This is a genomic window from Geomicrobium halophilum (genome assembly GCF_014207655.1).
In the GTDB taxonomy this organism is placed as follows: Bacteria; Bacillota; Bacilli; order Bacillales; family Marinococcaceae; genus Geomicrobium; species Geomicrobium halophilum.
This window is the reverse complement of the sequence record NZ_JACHHJ010000002.1, coordinates 422,628-444,287: the sequence shown is the minus strand read 5'-3', so window position 1 is coordinate 444,287 and position 21,660 is coordinate 422,628. Positions and strand designations below refer to the sequence as shown.

The 21,660-nt window shown below is 43.4% G+C and carries 21 protein-coding genes and 1 pseudogene; 4 read left to right on the top strand and 18 right to left on the bottom strand.

Going from position 1 to position 21,660, the window contains the following annotated elements:
- Positions 1 to 8 precede the first annotated feature (8 nt).
- The 6 genes from moaD to moaA all read right to left on the bottom strand — a co-directional run bounded on the left by moaD (position 9) and on the right by moaA (position 4,582).
- The gene (gene moaD, locus HNR44_RS10160; protein WP_184404024.1) at positions 9 to 242 is read right to left on the bottom strand and encodes a molybdopterin converting factor subunit 1; all 234 of its coding nucleotides are present in this window, start codon (positions 240 to 242) and stop codon (positions 9 to 11) included.
- Positions 239 to 694, bottom strand: a complete 456-nt coding sequence (locus HNR44_RS10155) for a molybdenum cofactor biosynthesis protein MoaE (RefSeq protein ID WP_184404022.1) — start codon at positions 692 to 694, stop codon at positions 239 to 241. Before HNR44_RS10155 ends, moaD begins: the two co-directional genes overlap by 4 nt.
- A complete protein-coding gene (gene mobB, locus HNR44_RS10150) occupies positions 675 to 1,205 on the bottom strand; it encodes a molybdopterin-guanine dinucleotide biosynthesis protein B (protein WP_184404020.1) in 531 nt (176 codons plus the stop codon). Before mobB ends, HNR44_RS10155 begins: the two co-directional genes overlap by 20 nt.
- A complete protein-coding gene (locus tag HNR44_RS10145; RefSeq protein WP_184404018.1) occupies positions 1,172 to 2,455 on the bottom strand; it encodes a molybdopterin molybdotransferase MoeA in 1,284 nt (427 codons plus the stop codon). Before HNR44_RS10145 ends, mobB begins: the two co-directional genes overlap by 34 nt.
- An 80-nt stretch (positions 2,456 to 2,535) precedes the next feature.
- Positions 2,536 to 3,555, bottom strand: a complete 1,020-nt coding sequence (locus tag HNR44_RS10140; RefSeq protein ID WP_184404016.1) for a ThiF family adenylyltransferase — start codon at positions 3,553 to 3,555, stop codon at positions 2,536 to 2,538.
- A 13-nt stretch (positions 3,556 to 3,568) separates the two neighbouring features.
- A complete protein-coding gene (moaA, locus tag HNR44_RS10135) occupies positions 3,569 to 4,582 on the bottom strand; it encodes a GTP 3',8-cyclase MoaA (protein ID WP_343069463.1) in 1,014 nt (337 codons plus the stop codon).
- 104 nt (positions 4,583 to 4,686) lie between these two features.
- Between moaA and HNR44_RS10130 the strand changes: the two genes are divergently transcribed.
- Genes HNR44_RS10130 through moaC form a run of 3 tightly spaced genes read left to right on the top strand, consistent with a single transcriptional unit; the run spans position 4,687 to position 6,248 of the window.
- Positions 4,687 to 5,178, top strand: a complete 492-nt coding sequence (locus HNR44_RS10130) for a MogA/MoaB family molybdenum cofactor biosynthesis protein (protein ID WP_184404012.1) — start codon at positions 4,687 to 4,689, stop codon at positions 5,176 to 5,178.
- The gene (gene mobA, locus HNR44_RS10125; RefSeq protein ID WP_184404011.1) at positions 5,175 to 5,747 is read left to right on the top strand and encodes a molybdenum cofactor guanylyltransferase; all 573 of its coding nucleotides are present in this window, start codon (positions 5,175 to 5,177) and stop codon (positions 5,745 to 5,747) included. Before HNR44_RS10130 ends, mobA begins: the two co-directional genes overlap by 4 nt.
- A gap of 3 nt (positions 5,748 to 5,750) precedes the next feature.
- A complete protein-coding gene (gene moaC / locus HNR44_RS10120; protein ID WP_184404009.1) occupies positions 5,751 to 6,248 on the top strand; it encodes a cyclic pyranopterin monophosphate synthase MoaC in 498 nt (165 codons plus the stop codon).
- A 141-nt stretch (positions 6,249 to 6,389) separates the two neighbouring features.
- Here the strand turns inward: moaC and HNR44_RS18085 are convergent.
- The 4 genes and pseudogenes from HNR44_RS18085 to HNR44_RS17655 all read right to left on the bottom strand — a co-directional run.
- Positions 6,390 to 6,590 (bottom strand): annotated as a pseudogene (locus tag HNR44_RS18085) (acetyl-CoA hydrolase/transferase C-terminal domain-containing protein); the annotation flags it as partial.
- Positions 6,591 to 6,763: 173 nt separating this feature from the next.
- Complete coding sequence (locus HNR44_RS10110; RefSeq protein ID WP_184404007.1) at positions 6,764 to 7,375, bottom strand: YusW family protein; 612 nt, start codon at positions 7,373 to 7,375, stop codon at positions 6,764 to 6,766.
- 90 nt (positions 7,376 to 7,465) lie between these two features.
- On the bottom strand, positions 7,466 to 8,848 hold the full coding sequence (locus HNR44_RS10105; protein WP_184404005.1) for a DHA2 family efflux MFS transporter permease subunit: 1,383 nt from the start codon (positions 8,846 to 8,848) through the stop codon (positions 7,466 to 7,468).
- 341 nt (positions 8,849 to 9,189) lie between these two features.
- The gene (locus HNR44_RS17655) at positions 9,190 to 9,345 is read right to left on the bottom strand and encodes a GNAT family N-acetyltransferase (protein ID WP_246407240.1); all 156 of its coding nucleotides are present in this window, start codon (positions 9,343 to 9,345) and stop codon (positions 9,190 to 9,192) included.
- A 498-nt stretch (positions 9,346 to 9,843) separates the two neighbouring features.
- Between HNR44_RS17655 and HNR44_RS10095 the strand changes: the two genes are divergently transcribed.
- A complete protein-coding gene (locus HNR44_RS10095; RefSeq protein ID WP_184404003.1) occupies positions 9,844 to 11,634 on the top strand; it encodes a M4 family metallopeptidase in 1,791 nt (596 codons plus the stop codon).
- A gap of 374 nt (positions 11,635 to 12,008) precedes the next feature.
- Here HNR44_RS10095 and bioB read toward each other — a convergent pair whose 3' ends face one another.
- From bioB to nadB, 8 genes are all read right to left on the bottom strand, one after another.
- The gene (gene bioB, locus HNR44_RS10090) at positions 12,009 to 13,013 is read right to left on the bottom strand and encodes a biotin synthase BioB (protein WP_184404001.1); all 1,005 of its coding nucleotides are present in this window, start codon (positions 13,011 to 13,013) and stop codon (positions 12,009 to 12,011) included.
- Complete coding sequence (gene bioD, locus HNR44_RS10085) at positions 13,010 to 13,711, bottom strand: dethiobiotin synthase (protein ID WP_184404000.1); 702 nt, start codon at positions 13,709 to 13,711, stop codon at positions 13,010 to 13,012. The genes bioB and bioD overlap by 4 nt, the downstream gene beginning before the upstream one ends.
- Positions 13,708 to 14,883: an 8-amino-7-oxononanoate synthase gene (gene bioF / locus HNR44_RS10080; protein WP_343069458.1), complete on the bottom strand. Its 1,176-nt coding sequence runs from the start codon at positions 14,881 to 14,883 to the stop codon at positions 13,708 to 13,710. Before bioF ends, bioD begins: the two co-directional genes overlap by 4 nt.
- Entirely contained in the window at positions 14,867 to 16,216 is a 1,350-nt protein-coding gene (gene bioA / locus HNR44_RS10075) for an adenosylmethionine--8-amino-7-oxononanoate transaminase (protein WP_184403998.1), read from the bottom strand. Before bioA ends, bioF begins: the two co-directional genes overlap by 17 nt.
- 1,318 nt (positions 16,217 to 17,534) lie before the next feature.
- Positions 17,535 to 17,681 carry a hypothetical protein gene (locus HNR44_RS10070; protein ID WP_184403997.1) on the bottom strand — a complete coding sequence of 49 codons (147 nt, stop codon included), beginning with the start codon at positions 17,679 to 17,681 and terminating at the stop codon, positions 17,535 to 17,537.
- A 351-nt stretch (positions 17,682 to 18,032) separates the two neighbouring features.
- Entirely contained in the window at positions 18,033 to 19,133 is a 1,101-nt protein-coding gene (gene nadA / locus HNR44_RS10065) for a quinolinate synthase NadA (protein ID WP_184403996.1), read from the bottom strand.
- Positions 19,120 to 19,974, bottom strand: a complete 855-nt coding sequence (gene nadC, locus HNR44_RS10060; RefSeq protein WP_184403995.1) for a carboxylating nicotinate-nucleotide diphosphorylase — start codon at positions 19,972 to 19,974, stop codon at positions 19,120 to 19,122. The genes nadA and nadC overlap by 14 nt, the downstream gene beginning before the upstream one ends.
- Positions 19,971 to 21,530, bottom strand: coding sequence for an L-aspartate oxidase (nadB, locus tag HNR44_RS10055; RefSeq protein WP_184403994.1), 1,560 nt, complete (start codon positions 21,528 to 21,530; stop codon positions 19,971 to 19,973). The genes nadC and nadB overlap by 4 nt, the downstream gene beginning before the upstream one ends.
- Positions 21,531 to 21,660 lie beyond the last annotated feature (130 nt).

The following is a 21,660-nucleotide window of genomic DNA, read 5'->3' as shown; positions in this document are numbered from 1 at the left end:
ACCAACTCCTACCCTCCGCTAACCGGAGGAATAAACGCAACCGTGTCCCCTTCTTTTAATTGATCTTCATCCGCCGCAAATTCTTCATTAACAGCGGTCATGGTACGGGTAAGCGAAGATACAGCATAGTTATCTTCAACCCAGCGCTTTAATTCTTTGATTGATTTTCCAGCAAAATCGGCTTCAAGCCGTTCTTGGCCCACTTCATCCTGAATCCGGGCAAAAAGCAGCACTTGTATCATGATCGCTCCTCCTCTTCATACGACGTCTCTTCCAGTTGATCGCCAATCCATTGCGTCCCGTCCTCCCAGAATTCTTTTTTCCATATCGGAACCATCTCTTTGATTCTTTCCATCGTGTATTCATTCGCCTCATAAGCCGCTTTGCGATGAGGAGAAGAGACGGCAATAATCACTGCGATATCCGAAATGCCAAGCGTTCCTAGACGATGGGTGATCGCGATTGTTGTGTCTGGCCATTTCGTTTGCACTTCCTCACCAATCTTTGCGAGGGTCTTTACGGCCATGGGTTCATAAGCCTGATATTCTAACTGCAGCGTTTTTTTGCCTGCTGTCATCTCGCGCACCGTTCCGACAAAGGTCGTAATAGCCCCGCAATTACGGTGAACCACTTTATCAATGACTTCCTGAACATGGAGAGGCTCTCTCGATAATTTAAATAAATTTGAATTCATAACTATCCTCCACCTGGCTGACGATAAAACGCATGTATACATCCGGATCTTCGTCGAGGGAAAAAGAAGGCAGCGTCGTCTGCGGATGATCTCCCCAATAGAGCACACAACAGATATTTCTAACCTGCGCTAATAATTCTTCATCCTCTCGTCCGCGTAACAAGACAACCTTTTTATAATCTTCATGTTTCCAGCCTTCAACGAGTACGACATCAGGTTCCATTCGAGCCTGCAAGCGCAATAGCTGGTTAAGCGACCACGTGTTTGTCTTTGCTGAAAGCTGAAGCATACCTTCTCCTTCAACAGCAGAAGAAACGGCACCCGCCTGTTTCAGACGTTCGCTATCCGTTTGCGGCTCGGGGGGGACAAGTTCCCCACCATGACCGTGATGTTTCAACGTAGCTACGCGCATGTCTTTCATCGATAACGCTTGAACGAGCCGTTCCATTACTGTCGTTTTTCCAGCATGTTTAAAGCCTACGACCTGTAAGACGCGACAATGTTTTCCCATGGCCATTCGCTTCCTTTGTGATCTTCTAGCATTAAAATATCAACGGACATCCCTTTTTCATAGCCTCTTGTTCCTCCCGGGAGAACAATAAGAACATCCGCACCAGCAATCGAGGTAACGGATCCCGATTTATCGAGGCCGGCGGGTTCAACGACAAAATGTCCATCAGCATCATCCAGACTTGCACGAACGAGACGGGTGAATGGGTTAGGCTTCGGAAAGTCCATGCCAAGCACCGCTTTTGTTTTTCTTAAATGAGGTTTTTGTGAAAAAAGAGCTCTCCTTAAAATCGGACGCACAAATAGCTCAAAACCGACGAAACAGGCACTAGGGTTCCCAGATAGGCCGAAAAATAGTTGTCCATTCGTTTCCCCAACCGTCGTCACGCTACCTGGCCGCATAGCGACTTTATTAAACAACGTAGTTGCTTTAAGTTCCCGTAGTATATTAGGAACATAATCATAGTCTCCGACAGACGCACCTCCGGTTGTAATCAGTATGTCTACCTTTTTGAGCGCGTCTTTAGCCGCTTCCGTACACGCTTCTAAATCATCCGGTAGATTCCCTAAAAGAACCGGTTCCCCGCCGGCCCGCTCGACTTGGGCCGCCATCATGTAAGCATTACTGTTACGGATTTTTCCTGGCTTCAGCGGTTCATGAACCTCAAGCAACTCACTTCCTGTCGCGAGAATTCCTACCCGGGGACGAAGTGCCACGGGCACCTCTGCGTAACCAAACGTTGCAAGCAAAGCAGTAACGCCCGGGTTAATCGTCGTCCCTTTCGCCACGAGGGAAGAACCTTTTTTCGTGTCCTCACCCTGGAACGAAATATTATCATTCGGTGAAAACGAACGCTTAATAGAAATCTCTTCATCACTATGTTCATGGACTAACTCGAGCATGACGACCGCGTCACAACCGGCTGGAATCTTCGCCCCCGTCATAATCCGAACCGTTTGTCCAGGCTTCACCTCTCCATCGAACACTGTCCCCGCACCAATTTCTCCAACGACGTGCAAATGTACCGGGTTGTTCCGATTGGCCCCTGCACTATCTTCGGCGCGAATGGCGAAACCGTCATATGGCGAACGGTCAAACGACGGAACATCATGATCAGCGACAAGGTCCTCCGCCAATACTCGCCCATAACTATTTTCTAGCGGAACATATTCCTGTCTCGGCGTATATTCGACGTTCATCACCGATTGTACCGCCTCTCTTACGGCCATCGGCTTCCTTTTTTCTACCATATTTCGGCTCCTTCCACACTTGCTACTTTTCGTAGTTTCATCGTTTTCAGATATTTTATTTGCGGCTTCATACTACACGTTCATAACACATATGCCTCATACAGACCCCGTGCTTGCTCAATGTCCTTGGTTCCATGTACAAGGACACGTCCGTCCTGAAAAATAGCCAAGCGATGTTCGTTCAGCTCACACGACACTAAATACGGATTCCGCTTAATTTTTCCATAGGGCTGCAGCTTGGCTGCCATGTGCGTCAAGTCAAAAGAGCGTTGATGGTCCGGACGGATTTGCACCGTTTCACGTCCACAAAGAACTGCTGTTTTCGTATTTTCTTCTGCTATCAAATAAGGATACACCGGCGTATCCCCACACGTTGAGCATTCTTTTACCTTCGCCCGCTGAACACCCAGGCGTTGATGATCGCCGCGCCAAACATCATATATAACCAGCTTGTCTTCCACCACCGTGCGGTTGCCGCTTAGCCATTTCATCGCTTCCACCGACTGCAATAGCGTCGTCTGTTGAACAACAGGAGCGATCACACCATCACTTTCGCACGTCATTACCGAGGACGGAATCGATGACAGTAAGCAGTTCAAACATGGGCCTTCCCAGGGGCGTACCATATAAGCCATACCGTAGCTTCCGGCACAGGCCCCGAACAACCACGGAATTTCATACTTAGCAGATAGATCATTCATAATAAAACGAATATCAAAATTGTCCGTAGCGTCAATCATAAGATCAACGGAAGCGTCCAACAGCGGCTCAAGGTTGGAAGCTTTCGCGTCCAAAATATACGCTCGAATATCAGTGTCCCCATTGATCAATTGTAAATGCTCTTTCGCGGCCACAGTCTTTGGCATCTGATTCAACGCGTCCGCCTCCGTATACAGCTGTTGCCGGTGGAGGTTGCTGCTTTCCACATAATCACGATCAATCAATGTGAGCGTGCCAACACCAGCCCTCGTCAACATTTCCGCGTTGGAGCTTCCCAGCGCCCCTGCCCCGACAATAAGGACATGGGCTTTTGCCAATTGGTTTTGACCTGCCGTGCCTATAGGACTGAACAGCGTTTGCCTTGAGTATCTGTCCGTCATACACTTTCCTCCGTTATCCACCGATATAGGACATCTCTATTTTGTTGCGGTTTTTCGCCGTTTCCTCTGTCCGCAGCTCAGAGTACCGATCCTCTCTCTTTTCCCAAACAGCACGAATCCAGTCTCGAATCTGCGAATCGGTCACACCTTCTCTCAATAACGCACGTAAGTCAAAACCACTTTCTGAAAATAAACAAGTGAAGAGTTTTCCGTCAGCGGAAAGACGTGCCCGCGTGCACGATCCGCAAAACGTTTCCGTGACCGAGGAAATAAAACCAACTTCTACGTCCGAGCCCACATAGCGATATCGTGAGGCCACTTCGCCGAAATAATCACGTTCAACGGGTTCCAGCAGCGCGATTTGGGAGACTTGCTCATAGAGTTCTTTTTTCGATACAACTTGGGAAAACTCCCAACCGTTCGTCTGTCCGACGTCCATAAATTCAATAAAACGCAGAGTGATCCCTTTTTGCTTACAATAACGCGCCATGGGAATCACTTCTCCATCGTTGACACCTTTTTTAACAACCATATTGACTTTGACACCAAGGCCGGCATCGGTGGCAGCGTCGATCCCATGCAAGACAGCGTCTGGCTTTGTTTTTCGTCCGCTCATCGTTTGAAAAACTTCCGGATCAAGAGCATCCAGGCTGACATTCACACGTTCAAGTCCTGCATCATATAAAGATTTCGCTTGCTTCGTGAGTAGAACAGCGTTCGTCGTTAATGCAACATCTTCAATGCCTTCGATCGTTCTCAAGGAAGCGACAAGCTCCGGAACATCTTTGCGGAGCAAAGGCTCCCCGCCTGTTAAGCGTATTTTTTTAACCCCAAGGGCTGCAAATTGTTCTGCTGATCGGATAATTTCGTCAAAAGAAAGCAGTTCTTCTTCTGACATAAATACATGGTCTGGCCCAAATATTTCAGCCGGCATGCAATACGAACAGCGAAAATTGCAACGGTCCATAATAGAAATTCGTAAATCTTGAAGAGGGCGAGACAATTGATCATTAACTTCTTGTCTTATCATCGAGTCCTCCTTTTTTGCATGCATCTTGATGAAAGGCATTAACCTGTTAAAATGAATAATATTACTCTAATTTTAACACAGGTAGAGGGAGGAAGAAAAAAATGCATCATGAGCGAGATGCTTCTACAGTTCAGGCGGCGATCCTGACGATGTCAGATACGCGAACGGAGGACGAAGATAAAAGCGGCGCCCTTATTGGTTCCTATCTTGAGGGACATGATCACAAAATCGCCGCCTATCAATTGATACAGGATGATCACGAAGCGATTCAAAACATGCTTACGGAATGGACGAGCAAAGGTGGGATCGATGCCATCATTACCAATGGCGGTACCGGTATTAGCGGCAAAGACGTCACCTACCAAGCCATGAAAAGCATTATCCATAAGGAAATGGAAGGATTCGGAGAGCTGTTTCGAATGAAAAGCTACGAGGAAATCGGTGCAAAAGCTATGCTCAGCCGAGCTTTAGCCGGCACGCGGGATCAAACTGCTCTTTTCGCCCTTCCAGGATCCTCGAACGCCGTTCGTCTCGCAATGAAAGAGCTGATTTTACCAGTGCTTCCCCATATTGTAGGAGAGCTGCGCAAATGAAAACAGCTGGTGTTATACTTGCTGGAGGGCGTTCATCGCGCTACGGTAAACAAAAACTTTTTGAAGAATATAATGGAGCCCCCCTCTATCAGCAAAGCATCACTGCAATGACAAACGCCGGCATTCCTTCAATCTATATCGTAACCAATCAAGAGCTTGCCTGTGCTTTTAATCATGCCAATGTGATCATTGAGCCAAACGCTCACGGAGGCCCCTTATCTGCTTTATATACCGCAATGGAAGAATTGTCTTCCCACCCTTTCGACTGGCTGCAAATATTAGCCGGGGACCTCCCTTACATGTCCAAAGACATTGTGCAGGCCAATCTTCGAGCGGCCAACAGCCTTCCATCCGCTGATATCATCCTGCCGACGGCTAAACGTTATCAGCCGCTTCACGCCGCCTATCATATGCGCCTCTTGCCTCGTTTAAGAGAATTGATAAAAAAAGAAAGCAGTATGAAAGCTTTATACGAAACTGTAAACACATATACATTATCTTTTTCACCGAATCATCCAGCTTTTATTAACATTAATCAGCCAGAAGACTGGCATCTGAAGGAGGAATAAATCGTGAGTGAGTTTTCCCATTACAATGATGAAGGTCGTTCGAAAATGGTCGATATCTCGCATAAAGAAGAGTCAACGCGAACGGCGACCGCTGAAAGCCGAATCTTAATGTCCGAGGAATTATACCAAGCTATTCAACGTCAAGGACTGAAAAAAGGAGACCCTTTACAAGCCGCACAAATCGCTGGTGTGATGGGTGCCAAGAAAACACCGGACTGGATCCCCATGTGCCACCCGATTCCACTTCAAGGCACCGATCTATCCTTTGATTACCAAGAAGCCGATGATGGTTACGAACTCATCATTCAAGCTACAGTCACGGTAAAAAGCAACACAGGCGTGGAAATGGAAGCCTTAACCGCTGTCACTGCTGCTGCTTTGACATTTTATGACATGTGTAAAGCTATCGACAAATCCATGATCATTAAAGAAACATTACTGATCCAAAAAACCGGCGGGAAAAGCGGTGATTTTGCACATCCAAGGCGGGCTGGGGAATAAGATAAAATGTGAACCTCACATGTCTGGAATCAATACATCATTCAACTTCGGATCCGTTGATGACATTCAACTCTCGGGCTTCTCGCGTAAGTTCATTCCGAATTTTAGAGCGGGCAATGCTCATTAACAACTTAGCCCGTTCTACAATACTTTTCCTTTAAGGTTGACTACCCCGTATTCAGTCACAATATAGTGAACATCATTTTTTGCGTTACCGCTGACCCTGGAGTCAGATGAACCAATATAGCTTCTGCTGAAATTTGTAAAAGCAGCACCTTGAACAAAGTCTGATTGGCCACCCGTAGAGCTGTAAAAACGACCTTCTATCTTTTCAGAGGCACACGGCCCGAAGAGTTAACCATAAAATCGTACAATCTCTATATTCCGATCGTTCACTTTAGCCGAAGTACGAATCCTTAAGTTGCGTTGGAATGCTTCGGGACTTATGTTTTCTAATTAACATCTCCGATAAAAAAGATGCTGGCTTTGGTAAAAGCACAGCACCTGTTGAAAAATTAGTCGTTTTCATCTTCCACTTCAATTTGTTCATCGTTATCAAGGAACTCAATTTCCACTTCCAACTCGTCGTAGTCTTCATCGAGTTCAAAGGCATCAATGGCAGCATCTAGTACTTCATCGTCACTAGAGTCTTCGTTAACATCCATTTCTGGAAGAATACCGGAAAGTTCATCTAAAGCCTCTTCGCCTTCCATTTCGATATCTTCGCCATCACGAGTGTCTTCAATTTCTGCTTCTGGATTGCCGTCTTCATACTCATATTGAGCTTCATATTCTCCGTCGCTATACTCAGCTTCTATTTCAAATTCATCAAATGAGAGCGATTCAAACCAGTCTTCATCACCGTTTGCCTCTTCATCACCTGTATCCTCGTCCATGTCATCTTCGCCTTCATCATCTTCGTCTTCGCCTTCATCATCTTCGTCTTCGCCTTCGTCTCCATTGTCCGCATCTGTGTCGTCATCGTCATCCGTTTCTTCTGCAGGATCATCTCCGTTCGTGGCTCCGCCGTTATCGCCCGCAGCATCATCATCTTCACCACCGACTCCGCAAGCGGCTACACCTGTGGCAAACACTGCAGATAACGCCATCATTCCAAATTTTTTCATGTTAAAAACCTCCAAGTCAATAATTCCTCTATTCGCATTCCCACTCGGATGTTTTTTTAAACTAGATGAAATGATTACCACTCGTTACTTCTATTTTTTTATCATTAAAGAGAAAAGAAATCCTGCAACCGCAAACAGAAAGGCTACAAAAAAAGCATGTAAGACTCCGTCCAAAAAGCTTAGTGCATCCACGGCACCATTTTCAGCAGTTTCTAGAGTAATAAATGAAATAATAAACGTTAAACCTAGCGATCCTCCAAATTGACGAGCAGTATTTACAATCGCCGTTCCATGGGCAACTAATGAATCCGGCAAAGCGTTGATACCCGCGGTCATGATCGGCATATTGATCAGAGCAACACCGCCCATGACAAACATGAATACTATCGCTACGAAAACGAGAGGTGTATCCACATCAAGCATCAAATAATAACACAGTGTAGTTACAGCAAGCAGGAGAAAACCAATCTTAGCCATACGTTTCCCTCCGTACTTGTCGAATAGTTTTCCTGCCAAAAGCGACATGACCGCGAGTGTCATAGCCCCGGGGAAAACAATAATTCCTGCGTGTAGAGCCGAAAGTCCCTGAACATTTTGCACGTACATCGGCAAGATCGTTTCGGTAGAAATCAATAAACTAAAAGAAAGGATTGAAATGATCGTAACTAGAGCAAATATAGGCACCTTGAGAACATGTAATTCCAGAATAGGGGTTTGTAGCCGAAACTGTCTTACCACAAACAAACATAGAGATACAATTCCTGCACTCATGATGAAGATGGCAATTCCAGTTTCTGCACCCGCCGCTTCCATTGTGTTAAAACCATAAAGGATACCGCCAAAGCCTATGCTTGATAAAAGAATTGAAAGAACATCAATATTTGACTCTCTTTGCTCAGTGACATTACGCATAAACAGGAAAATAAAAAGCATAATCAGCGCAGCAATCAAAAGCGTTAATAAGAAAACCGCACGCCATTCGAAACTGTTAATAATAACGCCAGAGATTGGGGGACCAATCGCAGGTGCAACGTTAATCACAAGCCCCGCCATCCCCATCGCAAACCCCCGTTTTTCCCGCGGATAAATGAGCAGCAGAATCGTCTGCATGAGCGGCATCATAATGCCAGATCCAGCCCCTTGAAAAATGCGCCCCGCAAGTAAAATTTCAAATGTTGGCGCAAACAATCCAAGCAGCGTCCCTATAAAAAATAAAAACATCGCACTCATCATTAATGTTCTTGTTTTAAAAGTATCGATCAAAAACGCCGTTATTGGAATAAGAACAGCAATCGTCAACATAAAGCTGGTCGTCAGCCACTGAACTTCACTTGCGTTTACATCGAATTCAACCATGATTCGTGGAAACGCGGTAATAAGGAGAAACTGAGTAAGTACAGATAAAAAAGAACCTGAAAGTGCAATGGCAACAATCAAACGTCGATGTAAAGAAGATAGATTATTTGAACTCATGATAGGACCTGCCTTTATCTTACGATTGAGTGCTAGAGGATCGTAGGAATTATACCAATAAAAATAAAAAGATTACGAGTCTCTAAATCAAGCCGAGAAACGATCATTGCCACACCTGTTCAATGAAAATCAAGCTTATTACTTTTAACGATCGAAAGCCGCATTCTTCCATCCAAAATGCGGCTGTTAAAAATTTTTAAACGATTACTCGCAATCGCCTTTTGTTAAAGATCATTTCATCGCATCATAAGTGAGCTTCTTTTGGCTCCCTCTATTTTAAAACCGCATTTCTCATATAGAGTTAGAGCTGGCTTATTTTGAATGACCACCGTGAGCTCTAATCATGTAATAGAATGATTGATTGCCCGATTTTCTATCCGTTGAAATAAGGCTGTTCCTCCCCCTTGACCTCGGTACTCCTTTACGATACCAATGACAAGATAAGCAGCGTGCTTTGTCCGCTTTACACTTCCCCCAATAAACAATAAGGTAACCAACGAACCTTCCTTCTTTTTCTGCAATAAAGATTGTTTGATTGCTCTACTGTTGCATAATTTCTAGTTGTTTACGTTGTTGTTGAAGGGAAGTCTTTCTCCTGGTTCCATAAGCATAAAATCTGTTTCCGTATCCATTTGCTTCATTAGAGTTAAAAAACGTTCTGCATCTCCAGGTTCTCTCTCTAATTAACATTAAGAACCACTTTCCTTCACAATCCAGCCATATAATTTTATAACAATTATTTCAAATTTCCATTTCATTAACAAGTAGTTCCTGATTCTTCCCTTTCGTTAAAAGTATTAAAAGCTATTTATCTTATCGTTCTTTCTGGGGTCGAAAACAATTGAATGTTTTATGTGAGATGATCCTAACTTGACATTAGGATAAAAGGTATGATTTTAATTATTTGAATTTTTATAATGTTACGTTTGTTGGGTAGCATTTTATTACTTCGTGTGACAAAATATTGACAAGCTTTTATAAGGAGGAGAGACGAAATGTCTAAAAAGAAGTGGACAAGCTGTTTATCGATGACGTTAGTAATGGGGCTTATAATGGGCAATGGAGCTTTTGCTGAGTCAGAAAAAGAAGTTCCGGAAGAAAACAGTGAAGATTCCAGAATTCTTTACCAACAAGAGGACACTGCTTTTCAAATGCAGCGCTCGCTCAGGAGTCAAGCAAGTGATGCTGATGCGGCTAAGAATTTTTTAGAAACAAACAAAAGTCTCTTTGACATGCAGAACCCATCCGAGGACTTTAAAGTATTAGAGGAATGGACCGATGACGAAGAAATGACTCACGTTCGCTTACAGCAATTGAAAGATGGCGTACCTGTTGAAGGGCACCAAGTTATTGTCCATTTTAATGAAGAAAATCGTGTTCAAACAGTGAACGGCCATTTCCATACACACATCGATCAAATGGAAATGGATACAGATGCAAGTGTTTCAGAGAATCAAGCCTTCGATATCGCTCGCAATGCCGTTTCAGCTCCTGAAACGTTAGAAGAAGAGCCCACTTCAGAGTTAGTGGTGTATCCATTAGATGGAGAGGGACACCTCGTTTATAAAGTAAACATTAATTACTTGACGGAAGATCCAGGGAATTGGTTTGTTTTTGTTGATGCAATGGATGGAGAAGTGCTTGACAAATACGATACCATTTCCGATTTGGCTGAATCAGCAGGACTAGAAACCGAGCAAATGTCAAACGAGGAAAATAACCAAGAGCAACAAATAGAGGCTTTTGCTGCACAATCTCCAGACGAACTAGACCCTGAGCAATATCAATCCGCGTCCGGGCCCGGAATAGGCGTACATGGCGATAATCGCGTGTTGAACATTTCCCATAAACCAGCAGAAGAAAGGCAGGGCAGAACGTTCAGTTTGCTAGATTTTTCTGTTCCTGACTTAGACGGAATCTTTACTTACGATTTTAAACATCAATGGCCAAGCGAGGATTTCAATTTGCCGGGTGTTCCTTATTCCAATGTCAATGCTGCATTTAACTTTAGAGATGAATCCCATGCTGCTGCGGTAGATGCCCATTATAATTCAACTAAAGTCTATGAATATTTCTTAGAAGAACATGACCGAAACTCCATCGATGATGAAGGGATGGCCCTTGTATCTACCGTCCATTACGGCGAAGACTTTGGTAATGCTTTTTGGAACGGAAATCAGATGACCTATGGGGATGGTGACGGAGAATTTTTTATTCCCCTTTCAGCGGGTCTTGATGTTGCTGCCCATGAAATTACTCACGGTGTTACAACCCATACAGCTGGACTGGTTTATCGTTTTCAATCCGGTGCAGTAAATGAAGCCATGTCCGACATATTTGGAGTACTCGTCGATGATTCCAGCTGGCACGTCGGTGAAGACGTGATGGCGCCAGCTGCTATTGAAGACGGCCGTTTTGCGTTGAGGAGTCTTGAAGATCCCGGCCAATTTGAAGTAGATGAGGATTATTGGGAATATGGAGATGGATCAGGGGGATATCCTTCACACATGGACGAATATTATGACTTGCCAATTACGCTAGATAGAGGCGGGGTTCATACCAACTCATCCATTATTAACCATGCCGCTTACCTCATCGGACAAGACATCGGACGTGAGGATCTTGGACAAATCACCTATCGTGCCTTAACCACTTATTTAGCTCCTTTGTCCGACTTTGATGATACCCGCTTTGCCTTCGTTCAGTCAGCTATCGACCTCTACGGAGAAGATAGTGAACAAACAGAGGCTACCAGATCTGGCTTTGATGGTGTGGGGATTGAATAAAGCTTTAATGCATAGGGGCTATCCAAAGTCCTTATAATTTCAACCCGCTATAATAGCTAAAATCGCCTCTAAAAAAGCGATCCCGTACCACTTTTACAGTGATACGGGATTACTTTTTAGGATTAAACCAACTGCTTATAGGACAGCCTCTTCAAGTAGAAAAATCCGTTAAGCTGCCGGTCATAAGCAGTCCTTAACTTATATCTTCTTATGGTCTGTCTTATTGGAAACTTTCGTAATGCCAACGCATGATTCATTCAAGAATTTCAACAATTCTTGGGCGAACCATAAACCTATTTTAAAATCTGTTGGATCTATTAAAATGATATTGTTTGTTTTTACAGAGGATGTATAGCCTCATTCAAATACATACCTTATTTTTCTGCTAAGCTGGCTTTCATTTCTTCTACGGACTCCACCTCAAACCCTAAGTCAAGTAACATTTTATGATCTTTGGTTTCTTCTTGTCCCCCTGTTGTTAAGTAATCGCCAACGAAGATGGAATTGGCCGCATATAGGCCCAATGGCTGTAGGGAACGAAGATTTACTTCACGTCCGCCTGAAATTCGAATTTCTTTAGTTGGATTGATAAAACGGAATAACGCCAAAACTTTCAGGCAATAGAGGGGATTTAATTCATTCACTCCTTCTAGCGGAGTCCCATCAATAGCATATAAAAAATTTACTGGAATTGAGTCTGCATTAAGAAGTTTTAAACTGTTAGCCATATCGACTACCTCTTGCTTTGTTTCTTTCATACCTACAATGACACCTGAACATGGAGACATTCCGGAGTCTTTCGCTACTTCCACTGTATTAACTCGGTCATCGTATGTATGGGAAGTTGTAATGTTTGGATGGTTGCTCTTTGATGTATTAATATTATGATTGTAACGATCGATCCCGGCTTCTTTTAGTCTGTTCGCTTGCTCAGGGTTTAACAATCCAAGACATGCACAAATTTTTAATCCATATGTGTCCTTGATTTCTTTTACTGCTTCAACCACTTTGTCAACTTCTCTATTAGATGGTCCTCTGCCGCTAGCAACGATACAGTACGTTCCTATATTTAAATCATGCGCACGCTTTGCACCTTCTAAAAGAGTATCCTTATCTACAAATCTATAGGAATCAATCGCTGCCTTTGAAATTATAGACTGAGCACAATAGCCGCAATTTTCCGGACATAATCCAGACTTCGCATTCATAATCATATTAAGTTTTACTTTTTTTCCGTAAAACTGCTTTCTAATTTGGAAAGCAGCGTGCATAAGCAGAAGAATATTTTCATCTGGGCATTCCAAAATTGAAAGTGCTTCTTCATTTTTTACTTCCCCACCATCCAACACTCGATCTGCAAGTTCCATCCATTGATTCATTTTCCTACCCCCCACTGATCCATCAGTAATGTAATGTCAAGATTATCACTAACCATTTTTTGAACACTTTCTTTTGTTAGCTCTTCAAGCTTTGGTGTTATACCTACAATGGGCACACCGCATAACTCTTCTATTATTCTTGGGTTTGTTTCTACAGCGAGGTCGAGACGATCACTCATTCCGTTTATCACGATTCCTGCGATCTTCAGACCTATGCTTGTTGCATATTGAACGGTTAGAAACGTGTGATTAATCGTCCCAAGATCGGGTCGAGCTACTATAAGAATTGGCATCTGCAAAGCTTTGATTAAATCACTGACTAAGAGACTTTCAGCTAGCGGTACTGAGATCCCGCCAGCACCTTCTACAATAAAATACTCGTGTCTTTTACTGATTCTCTCGCAGTGACACAATACTTCCTCAATGCGAACTTCCTTCCCTTCCAATTTCCCAGCAACGTACGGAGCAAGTGGTTCCTTGAATTCAAAAGGGGTAATGTCCTCTATGGAAAGAGGTGTTTGTGACATTTGCTTCATTAAATAGGTATCGCTTTCTGGATCGTAACGAGAAATACCGCTTAAAAATGGTTTAAACACACCAGTATCCATCTTTTTTTCTTTAAATACAGCTGCAAGTCCACAAGATATAATGGTTTTTCCAACTCCAGTATCAGTGCCTGTTACAAAAATGCCATTCATTTAATCAAGTTCAACTCTTTTCCGATTAAATTAAATACCTCTACCAGGTAATCGATCTCTTTGGAATCATGGTCAGTAGTGATTGTTAACCGGATACGACTTTCTCCTTTTGCAACAGTTGGTGGACGAATAGCTGAGGCGTATATTCCTTTTGCCTGCAGCCCTTCCGCAAATTTGACAGCTTTTTCGGCGTCCCCAATGATCACAGGAATAATAGGGGTAATCTCCCCCTTCACGTTATATCCCATTTGTTTTAAGCTAGCTTGTATCTTTTTGACATGTGAAAACAGCAGGTTGCGCTTTTCCTTACTATGTTCCATCACCTCCAAGGCTGCAAAGGAAGCGGCACAGCTGGCTGGCGGGATAGCTGTTTGAAAGATAAACGTTCTGGCATGGTTTAACAGAAAGTCAATCAATGCCTTCGATCCCGCGACAAAACCGCCTTCTGTACCAACGGCTTTACTTAAGGTACCAATGACTATATCAGGAGAGACTCCGAAATATTCACTTGTCCCTTTTCCATTTTCCCCCAAAACACCTGTCGCATGGGCATCATCAACAATTACGTAGGCATGATAACGCTTAGCAAGTGAGATGATTTTATCAAGAGGTGCGATGGTACCATCCATACTAAATACTCCATCCGTTACAATAAAACGTCGATGATAACGCTCTGTTTCTTTCAGCTTTACTTCAAGATCACTTAGATCGCAATGGTCATAAATAATCGTTTTAGCTTTTGATAGCCGGCAGCCGTCGATAATACTCGCGTGATTTAATTGATCGCTTAAAAGTACATCCCCTTTTTCAGGTAACGATGACAGTACACCGACATTCGCTAAATAACCATTAGAAAATAATAAAGCTGATTCCGTTTGCTTAAAGCTTGCGATTTTCTCTTCAAGACGTTCATGCCATTCGGTGTTGCCGGTTGTTAATCTTGATCCGCTGCTTCCGACTCCAAAATCAAGTAGAGCCTTATTGGCTTCCCCGAGCAATCGTTCATCATTTGCTAATCCTAAATAATTGTTGGACGAAAAGACGATTTGTTTCCACCCATCTATAAACATCTCTGGTTCAGGGGCCATATTCATGGTTCGTAACTCCCGATACAAACCTGCTTTTTTCGTATTTTCTATTCGCGTTTCCAGCCATTCACTTAAGTGTGACACTTGTTACCTCACTGATTGCGTCCTTCATAATCGATACCATCGCTTCTAGTTCATCCCTTGTACTGGCAAGAGGAGGCATAAAAACAATGACATCTCCCATTGGTCTCGTTAGCATGCCAAGCTCTCTCATTTTTAAAGAAACTTGATATCCCACTCGTTTTTCAGCAGGAAACGGCAATTTTGTTTCCTTTGATTGTACGAGCTCGATTCCGCACATAAAGCCCAACTGCCTAATATCTCCCACATGAGGGAGGGATTCTAATTCATTCAAGAGCAAATGTAGACCTTCAGCCTTTTCGGCCACCTGTTCAATGATTGTTTCTGTTTCAAATAAACGCAAATTTTCAATCGCAACTGCACAACCAAGCTGATTTCCTGTATAAGAATGACCGTGGAAAAACGTTTTTAGCGTCTCGTAATCATCATAGAATGCTTCATAGATTTCCTCTGTTGTTAATGTTGCAGCAATGGGCAGATACCCGCCAGTTATTCCTTTCCCAGCGGCCATCAGGTCTGGCTGCACACTCTCGTATTCGCAAGCAAACATTTTCCCTGTACGACCAAAGCCTGTTGCCACTTCATCAACAATCATCAAGACATCATATTTTGTGCATAGTTCACGTACACCTGATAAAAATCCAGTTGGCATAACAATCATGCCGGAGGCCCCTTGGACCATCGATTCAATGGATAGTGCTGCAATTTCTCCGTGGTTTGCAATAAGCAACTGTTCAAGTTCATATAAGCATTCATCGCGGCATTGTGCTGGATTACCACTTTTAGAACGATATACATAAGGAATAGGCGACTTGAAACTATCAAACATTAATGGGCCATATACATGATGGAAGAGATCAATTGAGCCGACACTTACAGCGCCAATCGTGTCGCCATGATAGCCATTTTGCATGGAGATAAATTTATGTTTGTCTGGTTTACCAATATTTTTCCAATATTGAAACGCCATTTTAAGAGCAATTTCCATTGCTTCTGCTCCACTATCTGAATAAAAGACACGTGTCAACTGTTCTGGACTTATGTTAATAAGTTTTTCTGCAAGCTCCGTTGCTGGGACGTTCGTCATGCCTAACAATGTCGAGTGGGAGATTTTCTCAAGCTGTAATTTAATGGCATGATCGAGCTCCTTTTTTCTATGGCCATGGACATTGAGCCATACAGAAGAAAACCCGTCATAATATTCATTCCCATCAATGTCTTTCACCTTAATGCCATTGCCACTATCAATAATCAACGGATCATTATCATAATCTTTCATTTGAGTAAAAGGCAGCCAAAGATGGTTTTTACTCTTTTCAATTAAATTTTGTGTCATGCTCTTCCCCCATTGAACAAAGATCGGTTGCTTTTCAAGATCATTTATATACGCATTCAAATCTTCTAAGCTATTCGTAAAGAAAATATGGCCTCTCTGTTCGCTCCGTATTCCTTTAACTTCGTGATTCGTTGATAGTCTAGATTTATACCTGCACACCATATCCGGTTATGTAATCAGGGTTACTTAACCAACATCCCTGCGACGGCTGCCGGATGTTCACACACACCTTAGCGGCTAGAGCAAGTGTCTTTTTTTTGAAACATTTGATAGTAATTTGGCTATTTTCCAAAATCAGAGGCTAACCAGTCCTCCAAGAATTAAAATAGCTCCCCTAACTCTGAATCTTCTGTGATTATTATATGTGCCTCATCTTTCAGACTTTTCGATATACCTGTTTTATCCAAAAGCTCCTTAGCTAATCTTTGCCCTATTTTTGGTGATTCCACTTTTCTTGCCTCGTCCCGTTCAAATTGTATCCTACATAAAATTAGACTGCCGTTTTCCATTATGAGATGCACTCTTACTGGCCCTCATTCTCACGCTATTATACTTTCCGTCTTGCATTCCTTTTTATCGATTCTCCCTTCTATCGATAAATTGTTAACCTAATAAATATTTACGTTAACAATAATACTAATATTCCTTATCTATTCTGTCAATATCATAGAAGACAACTTATAACCTAAGCGGAATAAAAGCGAACAATAGAATCGTCGGACCACCACTTTAAACAATCCCGAAAATGCAAAGGGCGTTGGATAAACATTATTAAAATCATATGAATGGTTACCTTTATGTAAAATACGATACTGAATTGTCTTGTGGGTTTAACTAAAACTCGCGGGAGGGGTTTACGAAGTGTTAAAATATGCGGAAACATTAGCGATTGAACACCAACTTATAACGAAAGAGGATAATTATTAAAAAGTACTCCTTAGGTGTAGCGTCCGCCGGTAATTTAAGCTTAGTATTGGTATCATAAGTGCAGCGCCCAGACGGACTCGTCGTTGGTAGGTTCTCCTGTTTTGCCACTGACATTAGTAAGGATGACGAGCTGTTCAAATTTCTTGCATTATGAATGGATACAGAAGGATTTAAAATGGAGCCTTCAGCTGCCACACATTTCACGGCCACAAGAGGATCACTTGTTCTTGAAGAAGAATGAAAGTGTTTTATGGTAGGGGAAAAGCTAATAAGTGAGAAATAAGAAGGCAGAGCTCATTAGACTTTATAATCGTGCTCCCCCCTTACCATAATACAGAAATAAATGAATGATTGATTTAACGATATATTATACGCATTGATGAAAACTCTGTTATTTAAACAGCTTCCTCATTGCCTGCCCCGTCACCCGTCCAGCCGCACGACGACCGATAAGTCTACCTACCTTGCCACGCTTCACCGCATTTACATCACCAAGAATCCGTGCCAATTTATAAAGGAAACTCCGAAACTCATTCATTAGCCTGAAGGCCACCTTTCATGACTTTCCATATGATGATAAGTGTGTTATCCCTTAGGTAATTGTACCCTATCTGTTTGGCTTCCTATAAGAGGTTGTTCAAAAAGCCCCGGAAAAAATAGCTTTTGTATCACTTTGTCGTCTTGTTTCTAAGGTTCCTCACGTATGAAAACCAAATCCTCGAAAAAGAAACCTCCTTTTCCTTCGTGAGAAGGGGAATGCTTTCGTGGTGCCATCAGGATGAAACTTTGTCTTCTCGACCTACTCGGCTCTTTTTGTCCCCCTTTTTGAACACGCACTATCATAAATAATCCCTCGACATTTCCCGGGAAATATCGAGGGATTTTACACCTATATCGCGAATGAATATAGCATACGATCAAGAGCTGTGCGCGCTTCAGCAGTTATCACTTCATCCACACTAATTTGATTGACAACCCTGCCCTCAACAAGCTCTTCCAGGCACCAGGTGAAATGGGCAAGATCAATGCGGTTCATGGTTAAGCAAGGACACATATTCGGATTGAGTGACATAATCGTTTTATCCTTGTAGGTGTTCGCCAGCCGATGCACGAGATTCATCTCCGTACCAATAGCCCATGTTGTACCGGAAGGGGCATCGTCAATAGTATTAATAATTTTTTTCGTTGATCCGTCCATATCGGCTGCTTGTACGACTTCCCAGCTGCATTCTGGATGCACAATCACCTGCAAGTCTGCATGCTCCGACCGTAGCTTTTCCATATAATCAACTGTAAACTTCTCATGTACAGAACAGTGACCTTTCCAAAGAATAATTTTGATATCATCACTGACCTCGCCCTCAAATTTCTCCTGGATTGGATTCCAAACAATCATTTGTTCCAAAGGAATTCCTAAATCATACGCAGTGTTTCTCCCCAGGTGTTGATCTGGCAAAAATAACAGTCGCTCTTTTTGCTGCAAGGCGTCTTTGATCATTTCAGATGCGTTCGAAGATGTAACAGTCGCTCCCCCATGACGCCCGCAAAAAGCTTTAATGGCCGCTGTACTGTTCACGTACGTAAGCGGCAGGATTGTATCACCAAACTGTGCAGTGAGCGTTTCCCAAGCACGCTCCGTCTGAGTGATATCCGCCATGTCCGCCATGGAACACCCAGCCCTCATATCGGGTAAGATGACTTTCTGGTCGGATGTTGTTAAAATATCAGCTGTTTCTGCCATAAAGTGAACACCGCAAAAAACGATATAATCTGCTGTGGTTTTCGCTGAGCTTTGGGCCAACTGTAATGAGTCCCCGGTTTCGTCAGCAAACTCAATAATTTCATCGCGTTGGTAGTGATGACCCGGGATGAATAAGCGTTCGCCAAGTTTTTCCCGTGCAACTTGTGCACGCTCCTTCAGCTTTTGTTCGCTTAGTTTTTGATAGGTGTCGGGCATGGCTTCTTTTTTGAGAGCATCAAGAAAAGACATGGAGCTTCTCCTCCTTTGAATGGATCATGCTGATATCAAGGGCTTTAGCAGAATGAGTTAAATATCCTAATGATATATAATTAACACCACAGCCTTGATAATGAGGGAGCGAATCAGAATGAATGCCCCCAGATGCTTCGGTGATGATCGTTTTCGGAACCCATTCACGCCAAGATCGAATCATGGTTGGGTCTACATTATCGAACATGATAACATCAGCCTCTGCGGAGACAGCTTCGATGCCTTCCTGTTCGTTACGAACTTCAACTTCAATTTTAACGAGTGGTCCGGCCACTGCTTTCGCTCTTTGCATAGCATCATGAATGGAACCCCCACTAGCATCAACATGGTTGTCTTTAATCATAATGGCATCATAAAGACCATAACGATGATTGACACCGCCCCCGCAACGAACCGAATACTTTTCGAATATTCGTAAACCAGGGGTCGTCTTGCGTGTGTCGGTTATTTGGATACTGGGATCGTTCAACTTCCTTATGGCTGCATTTGTGGCTGTCGCGATTCCACTCATCCGTTGAATGAGATTGAGGAGAACCCGTTCCCCACTAAGAATGGGAGCAATTGGGCCGGTGATTCGTGCGATCAGATCCCCTTCCCCTAGGTCATCACCATCTTTCTTATAATATATTACCTCAATGCGATCATCCAAAAGTTGATACCCTATTCTCAATAGATCAATACCAGCCATTGTTCCAGCTTGTTTAGCAACAACGGTAACGGTTGTTTTTTCTTCCTGAAACCCATTTGTGGATAAATCACGATCCCCGATATCCTCTAGAAAAAAGGATTGCAATTTTTCTTTTACCTTTAAGTCGTTCATGTTGCTCTGAGCCCTCCTTCCACGACCATTTGAGTGGGATCTGCTGAGACCGGATAGCGTTTACCATATTCTTGCTGGCTCCAAGCAAGTGTCACACCCTCCCAAGATTTCACTTTCATTGGATGATCTCCCCGATAATGACTCCCTCGTGACTCTGTGCGCTTTAGTGCAGCTTTTGTCATCAATGCTGCAACAAGAGTCATATTACTGCGTTCCTGAATCTCCGGATCATCACTGATACCTGCCAATGACAAGTACGCTTGAAAAAAATCATCGGCTTCCTTGAGTGTCTGTTCATTTCGAATCACGCCACATGCTTGATCCATGACTTCCCTTATCACTTGTTTTGTTGGCAGGGAAGATGGTATAGCCGTCCGATGTTGATCGCTTCTGTGTGATGGACCTATTCTTGGGCTGTTCAATATTTTCCGGCCAAGATTACGGCTAAAAACAACAGCTTCCAATAAAGAATTGCTAGCAAGACGATTGGCTCCATGGACCCCGGTCGCAGCTACTTCGCCGATGGCATACAAGCCTGGAACGTTCGTCTCCCCTTCGGTTGTTGCCGCAACGCCGCCCATCATAAAATGAGCACCAGGAGCAACAGGTACACGCTGCTTCTTAAAGTCGAATGCTTTATAAAGCGAAGTAACACCAGGAAAACGATCAGCCAAGTGGGAAACAGCAGAGAGATCAAGAAAAACCTCTTTTTCATCAGTTCTAGCTGCCGCAATTGCACGCGCGACAACATCACGGCTTGCCAAATCTTGTTGTGGATGTCCAGCCATTATCCGCCGGTTGTCCGACGTCACCAACTGCGCTCCTGCACCACGGGTCGCTTCTGTAATTAGACCTGCCGCTTCCTTTTTATTTTTCATCAATAAAGTCGGATGAAATTGGATAAACTCCATATCACGTAAGATCGCACCGGCACGATAAGCGAGGGCATAGCCGTCCCCGGTCGCAAAGGAGTGGTTCGTCGTTTTCGAAAACAACTGACCAGCACCGCCGGTAGCGAGCACAGTATATGAGGCATACCATAATGTCATTCTCCCTGCCCCGTCCACTGTTTTCGCTCCAATACAGCGCCCATTTTCTTTTAACAAGGAAAGAACAGTCTCCTTAGTAAAAAAATGGACGTAGGAGCGAGTTCGTTCATGTAACGTCTGAACCAGCGCCTTACCTGTCTGATCTCCACCCGCATGTACAATTCGCGGATATCCATGTGCTCCTTCGCGACCGAGTCCTTCATCAAAGGAAACACCCCAGTCAGTCAGCATTTTTACAGCATCCTGTCCGTTCTTTGTCAAAATGGATGTATTCGTTAGGCAATTATGATCATCACCCGCCCCTAGAGTGTCGCTTAGATGATTTTCCCAATGGTCACCTGCTGCAATAGCAGCTGCAATTCCACCTTGAGCCTTTTGCGAATTGCTATCGGTGATGTCCCCTTTCGACAAAACAGCCACATTTAACTTATGAGCAATAGTTTCTGCCACAACCATCCCCGCAAGTCCACTGCCGATGATCAAGACATCGATTTCTCTTGTTTCCACCTCCGCACCCCCCTTTGCTCAATGATTCACGTTCTTCACCGCAATAAATTCCTAATGACTCCATCAATTGATTTTACATATGTCTTTACATATATCTTTACATAAAATGTGCTCTATGACAAGATAAAAA